This window comes from Leucobacter japonicus, from assembly GCF_001273855.1.
GTDB classification, from domain to species: Bacteria; Actinomycetota; Actinomycetes; order Actinomycetales; family Microbacteriaceae; genus Leucobacter; species Leucobacter japonicus.
Window position 1 is genome coordinate 205,128 of the sequence record NZ_JHBX01000108.1, and the last position, 18,699, is coordinate 223,826.

16 protein-coding genes are annotated in these 18,699 nt (G+C 68.5%); 8 read left to right on the forward strand and 8 right to left on the reverse strand.

Annotated features, from left to right (window positions below; translation table 11 throughout):
- Positions 1 to 49: 49 nt before the first annotated feature.
- Positions 50 to 1,048 carry a diacylglycerol/lipid kinase family protein gene (locus AMS67_RS10310; RefSeq protein WP_053387279.1) on the forward strand — a complete coding sequence of 333 codons (999 nt, stop codon included), beginning with the start codon at positions 50 to 52 and terminating at the stop codon, positions 1,046 to 1,048.
- A gap of 32 nt (positions 1,049 to 1,080) precedes the next feature.
- Here AMS67_RS10310 and pheA read toward each other — a convergent pair whose 3' ends face one another.
- From pheA to AMS67_RS10345, 7 genes are read right to left on the reverse strand one after another with little or no spacing between them, the layout of a single operon-like run.
- Entirely contained in the window at positions 1,081 to 2,040 is a 960-nt protein-coding gene (gene pheA, locus AMS67_RS10315; RefSeq protein WP_053387280.1) for a prephenate dehydratase, read from the reverse strand.
- A gap of 44 nt (positions 2,041 to 2,084) precedes the next feature.
- A complete protein-coding gene (pgm, locus tag AMS67_RS10320; RefSeq protein ID WP_053387281.1) occupies positions 2,085 to 3,740 on the reverse strand; it encodes a phosphoglucomutase (alpha-D-glucose-1,6-bisphosphate-dependent) in 1,656 nt (551 codons plus the stop codon).
- A gap of 53 nt (positions 3,741 to 3,793) precedes the next feature.
- The gene (locus AMS67_RS10325; RefSeq protein WP_053387282.1) at positions 3,794 to 4,177 is read right to left on the reverse strand and encodes a RidA family protein; all 384 of its coding nucleotides are present in this window, start codon (positions 4,175 to 4,177) and stop codon (positions 3,794 to 3,796) included.
- A complete protein-coding gene (locus AMS67_RS10330) occupies positions 4,174 to 5,178 on the reverse strand; it encodes a membrane dipeptidase (protein WP_053387283.1) in 1,005 nt (334 codons plus the stop codon). Before AMS67_RS10330 ends, AMS67_RS10325 begins: the two co-directional genes overlap by 4 nt.
- Entirely contained in the window at positions 5,175 to 5,903 is a 729-nt protein-coding gene (locus tag AMS67_RS10335; RefSeq protein WP_053387284.1) for a hypothetical protein, read from the reverse strand. Before AMS67_RS10335 ends, AMS67_RS10330 begins: the two co-directional genes overlap by 4 nt.
- Complete coding sequence (locus tag AMS67_RS10340; RefSeq protein ID WP_053387285.1) at positions 5,900 to 7,645, reverse strand: hypothetical protein; 1,746 nt, start codon at positions 7,643 to 7,645, stop codon at positions 5,900 to 5,902. The genes AMS67_RS10335 and AMS67_RS10340 overlap by 4 nt, the downstream gene beginning before the upstream one ends.
- Positions 7,646 to 7,671: 26 nt before the next feature.
- Positions 7,672 to 8,430 (reverse strand): IclR family transcriptional regulator, encoded by a 759-nt coding sequence (locus AMS67_RS10345; protein ID WP_162230846.1) that lies wholly within the window; start codon positions 8,428 to 8,430, stop codon positions 7,672 to 7,674.
- A 339-nt stretch (positions 8,431 to 8,769) separates the two neighbouring features.
- Here AMS67_RS10345 and AMS67_RS10350 point away from each other — a divergent pair, with 339 nt between their 5' ends.
- The 7 genes from AMS67_RS10350 (at position 8,770) to AMS67_RS10380 (ending at position 17,695) form a co-directional block, all read left to right on the forward strand.
- Complete coding sequence (locus tag AMS67_RS10350) at positions 8,770 to 10,344, forward strand: ABC transporter substrate-binding protein (protein ID WP_053387287.1); 1,575 nt, start codon at positions 8,770 to 8,772, stop codon at positions 10,342 to 10,344.
- A 17-nt stretch (positions 10,345 to 10,361) separates the two neighbouring features.
- On the forward strand, positions 10,362 to 11,447 hold the full coding sequence (locus AMS67_RS10355; protein ID WP_241488047.1) for an ABC transporter permease: 1,086 nt from the start codon (positions 10,362 to 10,364) through the stop codon (positions 11,445 to 11,447).
- The gene (locus AMS67_RS10360; RefSeq protein WP_053387288.1) at positions 11,444 to 12,322 is read left to right on the forward strand and encodes an ABC transporter permease; all 879 of its coding nucleotides are present in this window, start codon (positions 11,444 to 11,446) and stop codon (positions 12,320 to 12,322) included. The genes AMS67_RS10355 and AMS67_RS10360 overlap by 4 nt, the downstream gene beginning before the upstream one ends.
- Positions 12,319 to 13,125, forward strand: coding sequence for an ABC transporter ATP-binding protein (locus AMS67_RS10365; RefSeq protein ID WP_053387289.1), 807 nt, complete (start codon positions 12,319 to 12,321; stop codon positions 13,123 to 13,125). Before AMS67_RS10360 ends, AMS67_RS10365 begins: the two co-directional genes overlap by 4 nt.
- A complete protein-coding gene (locus tag AMS67_RS10370; protein WP_053387290.1) occupies positions 13,122 to 13,931 on the forward strand; it encodes an ABC transporter ATP-binding protein in 810 nt (269 codons plus the stop codon). Before AMS67_RS10365 ends, AMS67_RS10370 begins: the two co-directional genes overlap by 4 nt.
- 116 nt (positions 13,932 to 14,047) lie before the next feature.
- The gene (locus AMS67_RS10375) at positions 14,048 to 14,836 is read left to right on the forward strand and encodes an HAD-IIA family hydrolase (RefSeq protein ID WP_053352656.1); all 789 of its coding nucleotides are present in this window, start codon (positions 14,048 to 14,050) and stop codon (positions 14,834 to 14,836) included.
- Positions 14,837 to 15,190: 354 nt separating this feature from the next.
- Positions 15,191 to 17,695, forward strand: coding sequence for a VaFE repeat-containing surface-anchored protein (locus AMS67_RS10380; protein ID WP_162230847.1), 2,505 nt, complete (start codon positions 15,191 to 15,193; stop codon positions 17,693 to 17,695).
- A gap of 213 nt (positions 17,696 to 17,908) precedes the next feature.
- Here the strand turns inward: AMS67_RS10380 and AMS67_RS10385 are convergent, their stop codons facing one another.
- Entirely contained in the window at positions 17,909 to 18,673 is a 765-nt protein-coding gene (locus AMS67_RS10385) for a FadR/GntR family transcriptional regulator (RefSeq protein WP_053387292.1), read from the reverse strand.
- Positions 18,674 to 18,699 lie beyond the last annotated feature (26 nt).

Sequence of the window (18,699 nt, forward strand, 5' to 3'; positions counted from 1 at the left end):
CTTACCGGGGCGGAGCCTCGGAACGTCTGGCCGGCACTACGCTGGAGCCATGCCCGACACCCCCGCGCACTACCTGCCCAGTGCCGCCGTCGTGTATCAGCCCCTCAAGACCGACCTCGCTGCGCTGCGCGCGGCGGTCGGCCAGTACGAGCAGTCGGCCGGCTGGGGAGCAACGCGCTGGTACGAAACCGATGCCGACGATGCGGGCGTGCGCGCGACGCGGCAGGCCGTCGCTGACGGTGCGAACGTGGTGCTCGGCAGCGGTGGCGACGGCACCGTGCGGGCGGTGGCCGAGGCGCTCAGAGGCACGGGGATCCCGCTCGCGATCGTGCCCCAAGGCACGGGCAACCTGCTCGCCCGCAACCTCGGCGCGCCCCTCAACCGCATCGACGACGTGGTGCGCGCCGCGTTCACCGGCCGCAATCGCCCGATCGACCTCGGCATCGCGCGCATCGTGCGCGCCGATGAGACAGAAAGCGAACACGTCTTTCTGGTGCTCGCCGGCATGGGTCTCGACGCGCGCGCGATCTCGGCGACGAAGTCGACGCTCAAGAAGCGGGTCGGCTGGTTGGCCTACGTCGACGCCGGGGTGCGCACGATGATCACCGACCGGCCGCTGCAGATTCACTACTCCGTCGATCGGTCGGCGGTGAAGCCGCTGTCGGTCTACACGGTGATGATCGGCAATTGCGGGTTGATGCCCGGCGGCGTGCTGCTCATTCCCGACGCCGAGCTCGACGACGGCAAACTCGACGTCGTCGCCCTCCGGCCGCTCGGGCCGTTCTCGTGGCTGCGCATCTGGAACAAGATCGGGTGGGAGAACGGCGTGCTGCGACGATCCCGCGCCGGCCGCAAGATCATCGACCTCGTCAACGACACCCGCAGCGTCTCGTACCTGCGCGCCGAGCGGTACGCGCTCGCCGTGCCGAAACCCGAGCCGATTCAGCTCGACGGTGACGACTTCGGCTACGCCCTCACCGTGACCGGCGAGGTCGACCCGGGCGCGCTCGTGGTGCGCGTGCTGCCCGAGTGGCATGTGAGCGCCTAGGGCTTCAGCCGGCGCCGGATCACCCGGCCGATCTACGCTTCGCCGTCGGGGGTGCCTTCGATGACGCCGCGCAGCCAATCGCGGGCGTCGCGGAATCGATCGTTGTCGTGCAGGTCGCGCACCGTTGCGGTGACGCGGTCGGCGCGCGGGTACGACCCGAGGAAGGTCATCTTGGGGCTGAAGCGCTTCACGCCGAGCAGGGCGTCGGCGACGCGCTCGTCTTTGACGTGCCCCTCGGCGTCGATGACGAAGCGGTAGCGCCCCATGCGGTCGCCGATCGGGCGCGAGGCGAGCAGCGTGAGGTTCACGCCGCGCGCTGCGAACTGCTCGAGCAGGTCGAGCAGCGCGCCGGGGCGGTCTTCGGGGAGTTCGACGATGAGTGAGGTCTTGTCAGCGCCGGTGGGTTCGGCCACGGGCACGCTGCGGCTCACGAGCACGAAGCGGGTCATGGCGTCGGGGTTCTCGGCGATGCCCTCGGCGAGCACGTCGACGTCGTAGTGGTCTTCGATGCCCGGGGGTGCGATCGCCGCGTCGATGCCTTTTTCAGGGGCAAAGAGGTCTGCGGCGGCCTGCACGTTCGAGGTGGCGACGAGATGCCGGTGGGTCGGTCGCTCGTCGTCGAGCCAGGCACGGCACTGCGCGTAGGCGACCGGGTGGCCTGACACGACGTTGACGTCTGCGAGCGTGGTGCCGCGGCGTGCGACGAGCACGAAGCGCACGGGCACCAAGTATTCGCCGACGATGCGCAGGCCGGGAATGGTGGCCAGGGCGTCTTGCGCCACGGTCACTCCGCCGTCGATCGAGTTCTCGATCGCGATCATCGCCGCGTCGCTCGCACCGGTCACGACGTCGTTGAGCGCTTCGCCGAGGTTGTCGACGGGGTGCCAGTGCTGGCCGACGGCTTCGGGCACCTGTTTCAGCGCCGCCTCCGTAAAGGTTCCCGCCGGCCCCAGGTAGGAGTATCGACGGGATGCGGAGGATTCGTGCGACATGCACCTGAGCGTACCGGAGGAGCGCTCAGGTGCATGTCGCAGCGTCAGGAACCGAGCACTCGCGCGACGAGCGCCTGCGCCGCCGCCTGCACCTCTGCGAGGTGCTCGGGGCCGCGGAACGACTCGGCGTAGATCTTCATCACGTCTTCGGTGCCCGAGGGGCGAGCCGCGAACCAGGCGTGATCGGTCTGCACTTTGAGCCCGCCGATCGGCGCGTCGTTGCCGGGCGCGGTGGTGCGAATCGCGGTGATCGGATCACCCGCGAGTTCGGTGTCGGTGACGTCGTCGGGCGAGAGCACCCCGAGGCGCGCCTTCTGCTCGGGCGTCGCGGCGGCGTCGACCCGCGCGTACGCGGGTGCGCCGAAGCGCTCGGTGAGCTCGCGGTAGCGCTCGGACGGCGACTGGCCGGTGACGGCCTGAATCTCGGCCGCGAGCAGTGCGAGCAGAATGCCGTCTTTGTCGGTGCTCCAGGCGCTGCCGTCGAAGCACAGGAACGAAGCGCCGGCGCTCTCTTCGCCGCCGAACACCACGGAGCCGTCTGAGAGGCCGGGCACGAACCATTTGAACCCGACGGGCACCTCGGTGAGCGTGCGCCCGTGCGCGGCGACCACCCGATCGATGATGCCCGACGAGACGAGCGTCTTGCCGATGCCCGCCGACGGCGACCACTCGGGGCGGTGCGCGAGCAGGTAGTCGATGGCCACCGCGAGGTAGTGGTTCGGGTTCATGAGCCCGTCGGCGGTGACGATACCGTGACGGTCGGCGTCGGCGTCATTGCCCGTGATGATTTCGTACGGGCCGCGATGGGCGTCGACGGTCGACATCACGTGAGCCGACGACGGGTCCATGCGAATCTTGCCGTCCCAGTCGAGGTGCATGAACTCCCACTGCGGGTCGACGCCGGGGCCGAGCACGGTGAGGTCGATGCCGAGCCGATCGCGGATCGCCTCCCAGTAGGCGACGCTCGCGCCGCCGAGCGGATGCACGGCGAGCGCCACGTCGGATTCGCGGATCGCGTCGAGATCGATGGCTTCGCCGAGCGTATCGACGTACGCCGCGAGATAGTCGTAGCGTTCGACCCCGTCGACCTCGGCTTCGGTCGCCCGGGCGCTCGCCGTGCCGGCCTCGAGCAGCTCGTTCGCACGCGCGGCGATCCACCCCGTCGCATCGGTGTCGGCGGGCCCGCCGTGCGGCGGGTTGTACTTGAAGCCTCCGTCGCGGGGAGGGTTGTGGCTCGGGGTCACGACGATGCCATCGGCCCGGTCGGGGTCGTCAGCCGCGAGACCGCGGTTGTGCCGCAGAATCGCGTGGCTGAGGGCCGGCGTCGGCACGAACGCGGCCTCCCCGTCACCCGCACCGGTCTCGCCTGCTGCGGCGATCACGCGCACCCCGGCGGCGAGCAGCACCTCGATGGCGGTGTGCTCAGCAGGCGCTGACAGCGCGTGCGTATCGGCACCGATGAAGAGCGGCCCGGAGATGCCCTGGGCCGCACGGTACTCGGCGATCGCGGCGCTGATGGCGGCGATATGCGCTTCGTTGAACGAGCCCGTGAGCGAGGAGCCGCGGTGGCCCGACGTGCCGAAAGCCACGCGCTGCGACGCGATCGACGGGTCGGGCGTCACCGCACTATACGCAGTGAGCAACTCGTCGACGTCGATGAGGTCTTCAGTGCGCGCTGGGGATCCGGCTCGTTCGTGCATGGTTCCAGTCTGCCAGGCGCCCCCGACATTGCGGCCGAGGGCGCCCGGTCGAGTCAGCCCTGCGGCACGGCGGCGATCGCCGTCAGCTCGACGAGCATGGTCGGCCGCGCGAGTTCCGCCACCCCCACGGCGCAGCGCACCGGCACTGTATTGCCGAATCGACGCGCGTACACCTCGTTGAACGCCGCGCGATGCTCGGCGAGCCCGCGCAGGTAGATCGTGAGGTGGGCGATATCGGCAAGGGTGGCCCCCACCTCCGCGAGGTCGGCCTCGAGCGCATCGATCACCGCTTCAGACTGCGCCGTGATGCCGTCGACCAGCTCACCCGCAGCGTTCAGCGGAATCACGGTCGTGTAGGCGGTGCTGCCGATCACGGTGATACTCGACGACAGCGCGCCGCCCGACTCGGCGGGGATGCGTCGCACCCGCGCGCTCACGCTCGGCCGCCTTCGGGCTCGAACCCCGCGTCGTACATGCGTTTCCAGTTTCCGATGAACACCTGCTGCGCCTCCTCGGCGGTCAAGAGGCCGCGCTCGACGAGTCGATCGCGCACCTCTCCGAATTTGTGGAAGTCGAAGTTGTCGATCCAGGCCTCGGGCGGCGGTGCGATGTCGGCACGCGACGCGCCCTGCTGAGGCTTGCGGCTCCAACGACCGTTCCGCATCCAGGTGAGGTTGCCTGCGGGGGCGTTCGGGTCGAGATCGGATCCGTAGGCGACGTGGTCGACGCCGAGCAGTTCGACGTGACGCGCGATGAGCTCGGCTGACCCGTCGAGCGAGGCCGCATACGCGCCGGCGATGTTGTTGTAGGTGCACACCCCCAGCACGCCGCCGTTCGCCACCAGCGCGCGGAGCACCTCGTTCCCCTTGTTGCGGGCGTGGTCGTAGATCGATCGCGCGTTCGCGTGGTTGATCGCCACGGGGCGGTGCGATGCCTCGATCGCTTCGAGCGAGGTGCGCTCACCGACGTGCGAGAGGTCGACGATCATGCCGACGCGATTCATTTCGGCGACGACCTCGTGCCCGAACCGCGACAGCCCGGAGTCGACCGGTTCGTAGCACGACGAGCCGATCGCGTTTTGAATGTTGTACGTCAGCTGCACGATGCGCACGCCCAGGTGCCAGAAGTGCTCGATGAACCCAATGCGGTCGTTGAACAGCGATGAGTTCTGGGTGCCGAGCACGATCGCAACGCGTTCGGTGGCGATCGCCGCATCGATGTCGGCTCCCGCACGCGCGATGAGTGCGACGTCGCCGTGCTCTCGCACGAGATCGTTCCACCCGGTCAGCACGTCCATGGTCTCGAGCGCATCCTCCCAGAACGATGCGGTGATGGTGACGGCTCGCACGCCGCCGTCGCGCAACTGCTGCAGCGTCTGCCGGTCGTATCGCCCGCACTGCAGTCCGTCGATCACGGCCGATCGGTGCGCACCGGTCATGCCAGCACCGCCCGCTCGGTGCTCTGCGCTTCGCGTCGCAAGTGCAGATAGGTCTCTTCGCTCACTTCGCCGAGCAGGTTGCCGTCGTCGTCGTAGAGCTGCGATCCGGCGTGCCGGCGCGACAGCTCCGAATCGGGGGTGAGCGCGGCGTTCGACTCGTGGAAGAGCCGCCAGAACTGCTCAGCATCGAGCTCGTACCCGTCGAGCAGAATGCGCCGCATGCGTTCACCCGCGGCCCCTTCCGCCGGGTGCACCGGCAACAACGGCACCGCATGCGGGGTGAGGATCGCCCGATCCCCGGAATTCGCGTCAGCTCCCTGGGGCAGTTCGATCTCGAACGCGACGCCGCGCACGGCGGCGTAGTCGCCGAGGGCTGCGGCGATCCGGATGCCCGGTGTCGCAACGACCTCGACCCGCGTCTCACCGCGTGCGGCGGCGAGCGCGAGCTCGTCGACGAGCGCGGGGAGCAGCACGAGCGCCGCGGTGCCACGGCCGTCGAGCGCGACGCCGGCATCGGTGTGCGTGACCGCGAAACTCGTGCGTGCGTCGGCGTACGCACCGCTGAGCTGTTCCATCTCGGTGATCGCGTCGAAGCCCTCGGCTTCGGCTGCCATGATCGCGTCTCTCACGGCGTTCACGGCGAAGCCGGGCAGCGACTGCGCGTGCAGGTAGCGGCCCACCATGTGCCGCATTTCGCGGGCCGACGCTCGCATTCGGGTGGTCATCGTGCGGCTCCGATCGTCGCGGCGGGCATCTGGGGGTAGCGGGTCTCGAGTTCGAGGCCTTCATTCAGGTCGGCGGCCGTTGGGGCGCCAAGATAGATGAGGCCGAGCACGTTGCGATCGTCTCCTTCGTCGACGGTGCGCAGCAGCCCGTGCACGGCCGAGTTCATGAAACGCACGATGGAGACGGGAACGAAGCTCTCGTCGAGCATGTTCATGTGGGGTGAGTGGAAGCGGAAATCGCGCAGGGATTGCATGCGCTCGATCGCGGCGCGCAGGTCGGGGCGTTCGCGCAGCAGCTCCCCCACGTTTGTCGCGGAGCTGGTCGAGAGTGCCGCGTGCAGGGCTTGCACGGACGTCGGCAGGTCGAGCGCCCAGTTGTGGCCGCCCTCGACTTCGGTCGCCGCACCGCGACGCGGCTCCTCGGCATCTGCCGACTTGTACCAGACGAAGTGCCGGGCTCCGGCCCCGCTCATGTCGATGTCGAGCGCCCAACGGTAGTCGCGCTCGATGATCTCGGCGAGCTCGCTGGTCGGCATGACGGCATCGGCGACGAACTGCTCGGAGCGAATGCCGCCCTCGAGCGCCTGCTCGATGCGTTCGTAGGGCAGCAGCTCGAGCAGATTGGCCGCGACGAGCTCCCAGGCCTCATGGTCGATGCGGGTTTCGAGTCGCTCGAGCAGTGCTGCGCCGGTCGTCGCCCCCGCCGTCAGGAGCGCGTCGAGTTCGGCGATGGCCGTATCGAGCTGCACCGCGACCTCATGCGGGTCGTCGAAGCGGCTGTAGTGATACGGGTCGACGCGCGCGAAGTCGGCAGCGCGCCGCAGCAGTTCGCGATACTGCTCAGCAGCACCGAGTTCGCCAGCCGCGCTGTCGCTTCGCGCGGCATCGAGTGCGAGCGGCAGCTGCGCCGCCTCGGCGAGCAGCGTCTGGCGCTGCTCGAGCCAGGTGCCGATGAGCATGGGGTGGGTGTTCACGAAGAACAGCAGGCCGAGCGCGGAGCCGTTGCCGATGCCGATCATGCGGCGCACCTCGCGGTCGAGCACTGCCGCGTCGGGGTCGCGGTGACGCGCCATCTGCTCGACGAGGTCGGCCGCGAATTCGCGCATGATGTAGGCGGAGAGCAATTGCGCGTGCAGCGGCAGCCGCAGTGCGTGGTCGGATTCGAGGGTCAAGAACGAGCGCGTCAAGAACGTGCCGTTGCCGTCGAGGCCCGTGTTGCGCATGAGGTACCCGACCTCCCACAGCGCGCGCAGGTCGGGCTGGTTCCCCGCGGCGAGCGCCTCGACCGTGTGGTCGAAGGCGCGGAAGCTGCGATTGGAGCGGGCCCAGGTCAGGGTGCCGGGCACCGCGCGGCCCGCGTAGAGCTTGGGCAGCTCGGTCCGCGTCTGCGCGCGATCCTCAGCGGTCGTGGGCCCCTCGATCAGCGCTCCCATCATGTCCCAGTTCTGACCGGTGATGCGCCCGGTGCGGCCGTCGAGTGTCGGTTCGAAGCTGAACACGACGAAGTCGAAGACCTGGCCGGTTCCCGTCGTCACTCGGTAGAGCGCTTCGCCCTCCGCGCGATCGTCGATGTCGAAGTGCACGATCTCGAACGTCCACGCCTCCCGCTGCATCTTCTCGAGCAGACTGCGCCCTGCAGAGATGCGGCTTGCGGGCAGCGACTGCAACCGGCTCGGCTGCAGCAGCAGGTCGGGATCGAGAATCCGGCGCGGCACCGGAACGATCGGGGGCGTGGGGAACATCGGCACTCCTTTGTGGTGAGGGGGTATTACGCGAGAAGGATTCCCGCGCTCTGCTGTGTCAGATCTTCGATCGCGCGGGCCCCAGCTTCGAGAGTGGAGAGCACGTGGTCCGGCTTCGTGCGACCGTGCGGCCAGTGGGCCGACAGGGCGAACCGCACCCGACCGGGCGTGCGACCGACGGGAACCGCGACGATCTCGATGGGGTCGAACTCGTCGTCGACGAGCATCGCGTAGCCCGTGCTGCGCACCTCCGTGCGGTGGGCCGCCGAGGGAAGCTCCACGCCGGCTCGCTGCAGTCGGGTGAGGTCGTCGTCGCCGAGGTAGCTCGCGAGCACTGAGCCGAGCGCGCTCCCGGCGATCCCGAACCGCTGGCCGTGCTCGAGCGACACGTGCACATTGCGGGGCGGCAGGCCGCGACCCACGATGGTGACGGAGTCGCCGTCGAGGGTGCCGAGCGAGGTGCCCTCCCCCAGCTCCTCGGCGAGCCGTGTGAGCTCTTCGGCGATGCGCTGGTCGACGCTGGCGTGGCGCAGTGCGGCCTGTGCGACGCGCACGGGGGCGAACGTCAGCGTGTAGGCGCCCTGCGAGTCGGCGCGCAACCACCCAGCGGCGACCAGCGTCACCAGTTGGCGGTGCACCATCGATCGGGACCCGCCGACCCGTCGCGCAAGTTCGGAAACACCGAAGGGAGCGCTGGTCTTCGCGATCTCTTCGAGCAGGCGCAACATCTTGAGGTTCGAGGTCAGCGGCGCCGTGCCACTGCCCGCGGAAACACTCTCAGTCATGATTTCTCCAGTCATTTGTCACTCATTCCGTGACGAAATTGCGCATTGAATGACACGAAGTTAGCCATCTCTGCGCAATCCGTCAACTCGATCTTCTGCGCACCATCACCACACCGTCAGCGTGAAGCATCGGTAACGATGCGCAAATCGCACTTGACGGCGCGCGTGGCACCGGTAATATCGCTCTCACTGCTTCCCAAATGAGAAACAGTTGTCACGATATGGTTGACACTAGTTTGGACGACGAGGTCTGGCAAGCCCTCCACCCAAAACAGTGCACCAGCGACACCCGACACCGAAAGGAATCGCGTTATGGCATCGAGGCCAATGCGACACGCAGTGGGAGCCACGGCTCTGCTGCTCGCCGGCGTACTCACGGTCACGGGCTGCTCAAGCGGCGCGCAGCAGGCGGGAGGGGCTTCGACGGAGAAGTCCGGAACCCTGGTCATCGATCAGGCCTTCACGGCCCAGTCGATCGATCCGGCAACCATCTTCCAGGTGACCGACGCGATCACGGCGAGCGGGCTCTATCAGACGCTCTTCACCTACATCGACAACGTCGCCGAACCGCAGCCGCTGCTCGCCGAGTCGATCACCGCGAACGATGCGGCGACCGAATTCACGATCGCGTTGCGCACCGACGCCGTCTTCGCGAACGGCAATCCGGTCACTGCGGCCGACGTCGTGTTCTCGCTGAACCGACTGAAGCACCTGCAGGCGAGTCCTGCATATCGCATGGATGGCGTGACGGTCACCGAGATCGACGAGCACACCGTGCAGCTCACCACCGAGAATCCGGCGCCCTACATCGAGCACACGCTCACGGCGCCGCCGCTCGCCATCGTCGACGACGAGGCCGTGCGCGCCGCAGGCGGCACCGACGCCGAAGACGCCGCCGACACCGACACGGCGGGCCAGCTCTTCACCCAACCCGACAACGGCGTCGGCAGCGGCCCCTACACGCTCGAGAGCTACGACACGAACTCGCAGATCGTGCTGGTGCAGAACGAGAACTACTGGGGCGACGCCCCCGCCTACGATCGCATCGTGATCCGCAACGTCAACAATGCGCAGCAGCAGAAGGCGAACATCGAAGGCGGAGAGAGCCAGATCGCGCTCGACATTCCGGGCCGCATCGCGGAAGGCATGGAATCCGAGGCGCTCCACGTGCAGTCCTCGTCGTCTCCGGAGGTGCTCTACCTGGCGCTCTCGCAGAAGTCGGGGGCCGCGACGGCCGATCCCGACATCGTCGAGGCGATCAAGACCGGTATCGACTACGAAGCACTGCGCACGCTGGTCGGCGCCGGAGCGAAGGAAGCGACCGGCATCATCCCCTCGATGATGCTCGGCGCGCTCCCCGCGTCGGATGCACCGAAGTCGGATCCGGAAGCCGCGAAGCAGCTGCTCGCCGACGCGGGCAAGAGCGGCACGGAGATCAGTCTCGACTACGCGAACGACTACACGCGTCTCGCCGGAATCGACTACAACATCCTCGCCCAGGGCCTGCAGACCCAGCTGGAGGCGATCGGGCTGAAGGTCACCCTGAACCCCACACCGACCTCAACCTCGCTGCAGCGCTACGTCGACGGCGACACGGAGATGGCGCTCTGGTCGTGGCCGCCGGACACGGCGGACGCCTCCGACGAGCTCGTCTTCGCGCCCGGCGGCCTCATCGGCGAGCGCGTGCACTGGCCTGCGGATGCCGCCCCCGAGGTCGCCGCGCTCGCCGAGCAGGCACGCGTCGCGACCGGTGACGATCGCGAGGCGGCGTTCAGCGCCTGGAATGCCGCGATGAACGAGGAGGCGCCCTTCGCGTTCCTGCTCGAGCCGTCGTTCTTCCTGGTGGCTTCCTCCAGCGTCGAGCACGTCAGCCACGACCCGCTCGCCGCCATCAACCTCTCCCAGATCAAGTAGGAGTAACGGAACCCATCGTGACTCACACACTCTCCGAAACCGGGGCGGACGTGCAGACGCCCGCCCCGGCGCCGGGCGGCGGAGCGGGCTACTTCCGTTTCGTTCTCCGTCGTCTCGGCACATCGCTCATCACGCTCTTCGGCATCACCGTGGTCTCGTTCGGGCTCGGCGTGCTCGTGCCGCTGCGCCCCGAGACGGCCAATCTGAGCCAGCAGGCGCTTTCGAACCCCGAAGCGGTCGCCGCCTTCCGCGAGAAGTTCGGGCTCAACCTGCCGGTCTGGGAGCAGTATCTGCACTATCTCGGCGGCCTCTTCCGCGGCGATCTGGGCATCTCGCAGCAGACCGGCCAACCGATCTCGGCAGATCTCGCGAAGTATGCTCCGGCGACGCTCGAGCTCGTGCTCTGGGCGACCGTGCTCTCGGTGCTGATCGGCGTCACCCTCGGCATCATCGCCGCGTACGCGCGCAATCGCTGGCCCGACCACGTGGCCCGTGTCGTGTCGCTCATCGGCGTGAGCCTGCCCACGTACTGGCTCGCGCTGATCGGCTCGTCCATCCTCTTCCGCCAGCTCGGCTGGCTGCCCGGCAGCGGTCGCCTCGACGCGTCTTCCACCCCACCGACCCGTGTCACCGGGTTCATGACCATCGACACCCTGCTCGCGGGCGACCTCGGCGCCTGGGGGTCGGCCGTGGCCCACCTCATCCTCCCGGCGATGATTCTCGCGCTCTCCAACCTCGGCATGGTGCTGCGCTTCACCCGCAGCGCCGTACTCGACGGGTTGAACACCGACGCGGTGAAAGCGGCGCGCGTCAAAGGCCTGCCCGGTCGACGCGTGCTGATCCGGTACGCCGTGCGCAGCGCGTCGAGCCCCATCATCACGGTGACCGCACTGTCGTTCGGCTTCCTGCTCGCCGCGACGGTGTACGTCGAGCAGATCTTCTCGTGGGGCGGGCTCGGCCAGTACGCCTATCGCTCGGCGACCAACCTCGATGTGACCGCGATCACCGGCATCTCCGTCGTGATCGCCGTGATCTTCCTCGCCGTCAACTTCATCGCCGACCTGCTCGCGTCGGCCTTCGACCCAAGGATCCGACTCCAATGAGCCGCACCGATGTGATCTCGATGATCGCCACTCCCGAACGCCGTCGGCGCGTGCCCGCATGGATGCGCACGCCGTCGATGATCGCCGCGGCCGCCGTGCTGCTGATCTGGCTCGCCGTGATGCTCATTCCGGCGCTGACCCCCTACGATCCGCTCGCCACCTCGGGCCCAGCACTGGCGCCGCCCGATGCCGCGCACCTACTCGGCACCGACGCACTCGGGCGCGACAACCTGAGTCGCACCCTGGCCGCGGCCCGCACGTCGATTCCGAACGGCCTCATGATCGTCGCTGCGGCGGCGGTGCTGGGCACCGCAATCGGGCTCGTCGCCGGCTTCTTCGGGGGCTGGATCGACGAGATCCTCATGCGCATCGCCGACCTGGTCTTCGCCTTCCCCGGAATCATCCTCGCGATGGCCATCGCCGCGGCGCTCGGCCCGAGCGTGCAGAACGCCGTCATCGCCGCCGCGATCAGCTGGTGGCCGGCATATGCCCGCGCCGTGCGCTCGATCGTGCTGGCGCTGCGCGAGTCCGAGTTCGTGCTGTCGAACCGCCTCTCAGGGGTCGGGCCTTTCCGCTCGATCGTCGTCGATCTACTCCCCGCGGTCAGCGGCTCGGTGCTCGTGCTCGCGATGCTCGACATTGGTTCGGCGATCCTGTTTCTCGCGGGTCTCTCATTCCTCGGTCTCGGCGCCGTTCCCCCGGCGCCCGAATGGGGGTCGATGATCTCGGGAGCGGTGCAGTACTTCGATCAGTGGTGGCTGGCGCTCGCGCCGGGTCTCGCCATCGTCTCGGTGGTGCTCGCGTTCAACATCATCGGCGACGCCATTCGCGACCATCTTGAACCACGACTCAGCGAGAACGGAGCCGGCGCATGACGCTGTTGGAGGTCACCGAACTCACCATCGCCCGGGCCAGCGGTGCCGGATCACCGCTCGTCGACGGCGTCTCGTTCTCGGTGCGTGCGGGCGAGGTCGTCGGCGTGGTCGGCGAGAGCGGGTCGGGAAAGACGCTGACCGGGCTCAGTCTGCTCGGCCTGCTGCCCGACGGTCTGGTCGCGCGCGGTTCCATCCGCTTCGACGGGCGCGAACTGCTCACACAGTCGCCGCGAGAGTGGGAGCGCACCCGAGGCGCCGAGATCGCCATGGTGCTGCAGGATCCCTCGTCGAGTCTGCACCCCATGCTCAAGCTGGGCGAACAGCTCACCGACCACGTGCGCCAGCACCTCGGCATCAGCTCCGCAGCCGCCGAGGCGCGCGCGATCGAGTTGCTCGAGCGCGTGCATCTGCGCGAACCGAAGCGCCTGCTCGGCCAGTACGCGCATCAACTCTCCGGCGGCATGAAGCAGCGCGTCTCGATCGCGATCGCACTCGCGTGCGATCCGAAGCTGCTGATCGCCGACGAACCGACGACGGCGCTCGACGCCAACATCCGCACCGGCATCATCGCGCTGCTCGACGAACTGCGACGGGAGTCGGGCATGGGCATCATCTTCGTCACGCACGACCTGGCGATGCTGAGCACGATCGCGGATCGGCTGAACGTCTTCCGCACCGGCGAGATCGTCGAGTCCGGAGACGCGGATTGCGTCTTCCGCTCCCCGCAGCACCCCTACACGCGGGTGCTGCTCGATGCGGTGCCGCAGGTACCGTGGCCACTGCCACAGGAGGTCCAGTCGTGAACGAAACACAGCTCTCCGCCGCCCTCGTCGAGGTGCGCGACGCCGTCGTGAGCTATCGCATCAAGGGCAAGGGTCGGTTCATCGCGGTGCAGGGAGTCGATCTTGAGGTGCGCGCCGGCGAGATCATCGGCATCGTCGGTGAAAGCGGCTGCGGCAAGTCGTCACTCGCACGTGCGCTCGTCGGCATCAATCGGTTGAGCTCAGGGTCGATCCGATTTCTCGGCGCCGACGTGACCCCGCTCCCGATCCGCCGTCGGCCCGGGCACCTCGTGCCGCTGCAGATGGTGTTCCAAGATCCGTACGCCTCGCTCAATCCGCGCCGACGCATCGAGCGCCAGCTCGAAGAGGTGTGGCATGCGGCGGCGCGCGCACGCGGGGTCGCACGCACCGCTGCAGCGTGTCAGGGCGCGATCACCGAGGTGCTCGAACGCGTCGGAGTCGATCCGGCCCTGCGCACCCGATACCCGCACGCGCTCTCTGGCGGGCAGCGGCAACGCATCGCCATTGCGAAAGCGCTGCTCGCGGAGCCGCGGGTGATCGTCGCCGACGAACCGATCTCGGCGCTCGACGCGTCGTCGCAGAAGCACGTCGGCGCACTGCTGCGGCGACTCGTCGACGAGTTGCAGATCGGCATGGTGATCATCTCGCACGACCTCGCCGTCGTCGCCACGATCGCCGACCGCACCGCGGTGATGCGCGCCGGAGTGTTCGTGGAGCAGGGCCCGACGGAGCGGGTGTGGACGGCGCCCGAGCACCCCTACACACGCGAACTGCTCGGTGCGGTGCCGGCCCTCGTGGGTCGGTGATCCCGCACCACCTCTGATGGCGGCGGAACGCGAGCTCACCATCTCACGATGAGTTCGCGCTCCGCCGCCGCCCGGCCTGAAACCGCACGTTCACACGTGCGGACTACGCTGAGGTCATGACCCAGAACGAACCGCACCCCCGCCGCGCTGAGATCGAATGCTGGCTCACCGACATGGACGGCGTGCTGGTCCATGAGAATCGGGCGATCCCCGGTGCCGCCGAACTCATCACGCACTGGCAGCAGAACGAGATTCCGTATCTTGTGCTCACCAACAACTCGATCTTCACCGCGCGCGACCTCAGTGCGCGTCTGCATGCTTCGGGTATCGCGGTGCCCGAAGATCGCATCTGGACGAGCGCCCTCGCGACCGCGGCGTTCTTGAAGCAGCAGCAGCCCGGCGGCTCGGCGTTCGTCATCGGCGAGGCCGGCATTCTGACCGCGCTGCACGACGCGGGGTACGTGATGACCGAGTCGAACCCCGACTTCGTGGTCGTCGGCGAAACCCGCAACTACTCGTTCGAGGCCATCACGAAGGCGATCCGCCTCATCATCGGCGGCGCGCGCTTCATCTCGACGAACCCCGACGCCACCGGCCCGAGCCAGGAGGGGCCGCTGCCCGCGACAGGCGCCATCAACGCGCTCATCACGAAGGCGACGGGCAAGCACCCCTATGTGGTGGGCAAGCCGAACCCGATGATGTTCCGCTCGGCGCTCAACCAGATCGGCGCGCACTCGCACAACACCGGCATGATCGGCGATCGCATGGACACCGACGTGGTCGCCGGCATCGAGGCAGGTCTGCACACGGTGCTCGTCATGACGGGCATTTCGGATCGCGCCGAGATCGAGCGCTTCCCGTTCCGCCCCGACGAGGTCATCGGCTCGGTCGCCGACCTGCTGTAGGGCGCGCCGCCGCTCGGCCCGCCGCCGCCCCGCCGCCGCTCGGCCCGCCGCCGCTTCTTCGCGGATCGGGGTAACTTCGGACCAGTGTTTCGGCAGCAGAACCGCGCCGCACTGGTCCGAAGTTACCCCGATCCGGAAGGGCCGAGTGGCAGCGCAGCGGCACGGCAGCAGGCGCGGCCGTGAGCATAGACGGCGCTATGCAAAAATATGTCCCCCGCAGAGGGGTCACGCTCTCCCCACCGCACGGATTTCGGGTTACATTTTCTCTCGGGTGGGATCTCGACCGCGCCCACGCGCGCATCCGCGCGCGATTCGCACTGGCGCGGTCGCGAGGTCGATTTCGAGGAGGAACACGTGTCAGCTGCACAAGTACGACGGAGCGACAGGCGGGTGTGGCTCGCGCTGCTGGCCGTCGCCGCACTGGCGGTGACCCTGCTCAGCGGAGCAATCGCCGCCTCGACCCCCGCCCACGCCGATGCGCCGCCGACCCCGGTCGCCGCAGCCTTCGCCGCCGGGCTCTGCGAGAACACGACGGGCAACCCAGCGGTCGACGCCGACAACGGTCCGGTCGCGAACCTGCTCAGCGTCTTCGGCGGCCGCCTCGAGACCTACAACGCCGGCGGCGTCGTGCCGCTCTATAACAACAACGGCCGCAGCGGCTGGTCAAACGGCACCAGTCAGTACGCCGCGAACCCGATTTGCACCGTTCGCTACTCGGCAGCGGCCGAGGGCCCGGTCTCGTCGTGGACGTACTGCACCTACGATCGCGCCTCGGTCTGCGCCTGGACGAATGCAGACGGCTACCTTCAGCGCAACGACACGGTGCTTCCCGCGATGGAGTACGTCGACCCCGACACGCGCCTGACCGACGATCAGAAGAAGCTGCAGGCGTACATCATTCAGAACGACCTGCCCGTGGTCGCCGGCTCCAACGGCAACGGCGGCACGGTCGCAGCCGACACGGTCGCGAACAACGACAGCCCGGCGCAGCGCGTGCTGCGTCAGAACCTGGTGCACTGCATCGACAACCCGGGGCGCAGCGGGGCCGAGCAGTTCTGTGCCGACAATATGAGCGCGGCGACTCAGGCGCGCATCCTCGAGATCATCGGGTCGGCTCCCGAGGCGCAGCTCGCCGCCGAGAGCCCCACCTCAACCCTCACCCCGGGCGCCGACGGCACCGTCACGGTCACGACGACTCTCGCGGGCATCCCGCTCACCGTCGAGGTGACCGGCGGCACCCTCGAGAGTGTCGACGGCCCGGCAACGCTGAACGGCACCACACTCACGGTCGACAACGATGCGACGCTCCCGGCGACGCTGACGCTGCACGTCACGCGCGCCGACGCGGGCACGGTGTCGGTGGCGGTCAGCGGTGTGCCGCCCGTGATCGAGAACGTGGGCTATGCACAGACCAGCAGGTTCGCAGGCGACACGCTCTGCCAGATCTTCGCCACCTTCGAGCCCGAGCGCCAGCAGCCGCTCGTCGCCTCGGCTGAGGTGGTGTTCGCCGAGGCGGCGATCCCGAGCATCGGCACGTCATTGGTCGATGGTGCCGATCAGGATCAACTGCTCCCCTGGAACGGTGGCACCGTCATCGATACCATCACGTACGCAGGGCTCACCCCGGGCACCGAGTACACGGTGACGGGCGAGCTGTACAACCAGGCCGACAGCAGCCCGACGGGCATCACCGGCTCGACGACGTTCACCGCGGAGCAGGCGGAGGGCACGGTCGACGTGACCTTCACGATTCCGACCGGGTACTCGGGCACGAAGCTCGTCGCGTTCGAGTGGCTGTACCTCGGTACCGACACCGAGGGCGAGGCGATCGCCGAGCACACCGATATCGAAGACGCCGCGCAGACTGTCACGATCGGCGAGGTGCCGACCACGGCGACGCCGGCGATCGGCACGACGCTGCTCGACTCGGCCGACGGCGACCACGTGCTGCCGTGGAACGGCGGCACCGTCATCGACACGGTCACCTACGAGAACCTGACGCCCGGCACGGAGTACACCGTCACCGGTGAGCTGCACGACCAGGCGACGGGCGATGCAACCGGCATCACGGGTTCGGCCACGTTCACGCCCACCGAGGCGAGCGGTTCGGTCGAGGTCACGTTCGTCGTGCCGCAGGGCTACGCCGGCACGACGCTGGTCGCGTTCGAGTGGCTGTACGTGGGGTCGCCGGTCGACAATGAGGCCTCCGCAGAGCACACCGACATCGAAGATGCGGCGCAGACCGTCGCGGTCGAGAACGTGGTGACCGCGAACCCGACCATCGGCACCTCCCTGACCGATGACGCCGACGGCGACCGGGTGCTGCCCGCGACCGGTGGACGCGTCACCGACGTCGTCGCCTACCAGAACCTGACCCCGGGCGCCGAGTACACCATTACCGGTGAGCTCATGGACCAGGCCACGGGCGAGGGCACCGGCATCACCGGCTCGGTGACCTTCACCCCGACCGAGGCCAGCGGTTCGGTCGAGGTCGCCTTCACGGTTCCGTCGGGGCATGCCGGATCGCGTCTCGTCGCCTTCGAGTCGCTGTTCACGGGCACCGACACGTCGGTCGAACCGATCGCCGTGCACCACGACATCGACGACGCCGCGCAGACGGTCACGATCGAGCGCTCGACGACCACGACGCCGACCACGCCCACGACGCCGACCACCCCGACGGTGACGCCTAAGCCGGGCACGCCGGTCACGCCCGCCTCACACACCGGGCTCGCGCGCACCGGTGGCGAGACGCTGGCGCCGATCGCGCTCGCGGGCGGCGCAGCGCTGCTGCTCGGCGCCGCGCTGATCGCGGTGCGCCGTCGCCGCTCGCGCGTCGCTGAGTCAACGGAGAGGTAGTCGCCTCACCTGATCACGATCGGGGTAACTTCGGACCAGTGTTGCGGCGTTCTGCGCACGCGACACCCACCCGAAGTTGCCCCGATCGTGCGTTGGAGATGGACGCGGCGGGACGCGGGGGCAGACTCAGAGCGGCGGAGCGGCAGAGACGCTGAGCGGCAGCACAGCGGCACAGCGGCACAGCGGCACAGCACAGCGCAGCAGCGCGGCGGATCACCCGGCGTTCGTCAGCCCGACGTACATCGAGTGGTGCAGCTCTTGCACGTGCGCGGCCGTCAGCGCCGCCGCTGCACCCGCGTCGCCGGCCGCAAGCGCGGCAACGATGTCGTGGTGCTCCTGGTTGCTCGATCGCAGCAGGCCCATGCTGTAGGGCAGAAAGTAGGGGTCGAGCGCGGCGTTGACGCGCGCGACCTGCGCCTCGGCCCGAGGGGTGCGTGCTGCCTCCACCACGCGCCGGTGAAACGCCCGGTCGAGGTTTCTGAACTCGGCCCAGCTCTCGGTCTCGGCCATCCGTTCGGCGAGATGCGTGAGTTCGCGCAGATCGTCAGTGCTCCGGGCGGCTGCGGCGAGCGCGGCGAAGCCGGCCTCGAGCACCGCGCGCTCGTCGATCAGGGTGTGCACGTGCGAGTCGTCGTCGAGAAACGACTGCACGGGTGCGTCCATTCCGTGCTGCCCGGCGGCTTCGGGGCTCCCGACGTATGTGCCACCGTATCGCCCGGCGCGGCGCACCACGACGCCTTCGTCTTGCAGCACGGCGAGCCCGCGGTTCACGGAGGTGACGCTGACGCCGAACGACTCCGCCATTTCGTCGGCGGGCGGCAGCCGGTCGCCGGCCACGAGCAGCCCGAGCGTGATCGCGAGGGTGATGCGTGCACGCACCGTGTCGATCGCGCTCAGGCGAGAAATGGCGGCGACGCGCGGGGTGTCGAGGGGGTCTCGCTGATCCTCCCCGATCACGCGCGTCGCTGCACCGGTCATCTGTTCAGCTTAGCGAGCGGATCGCC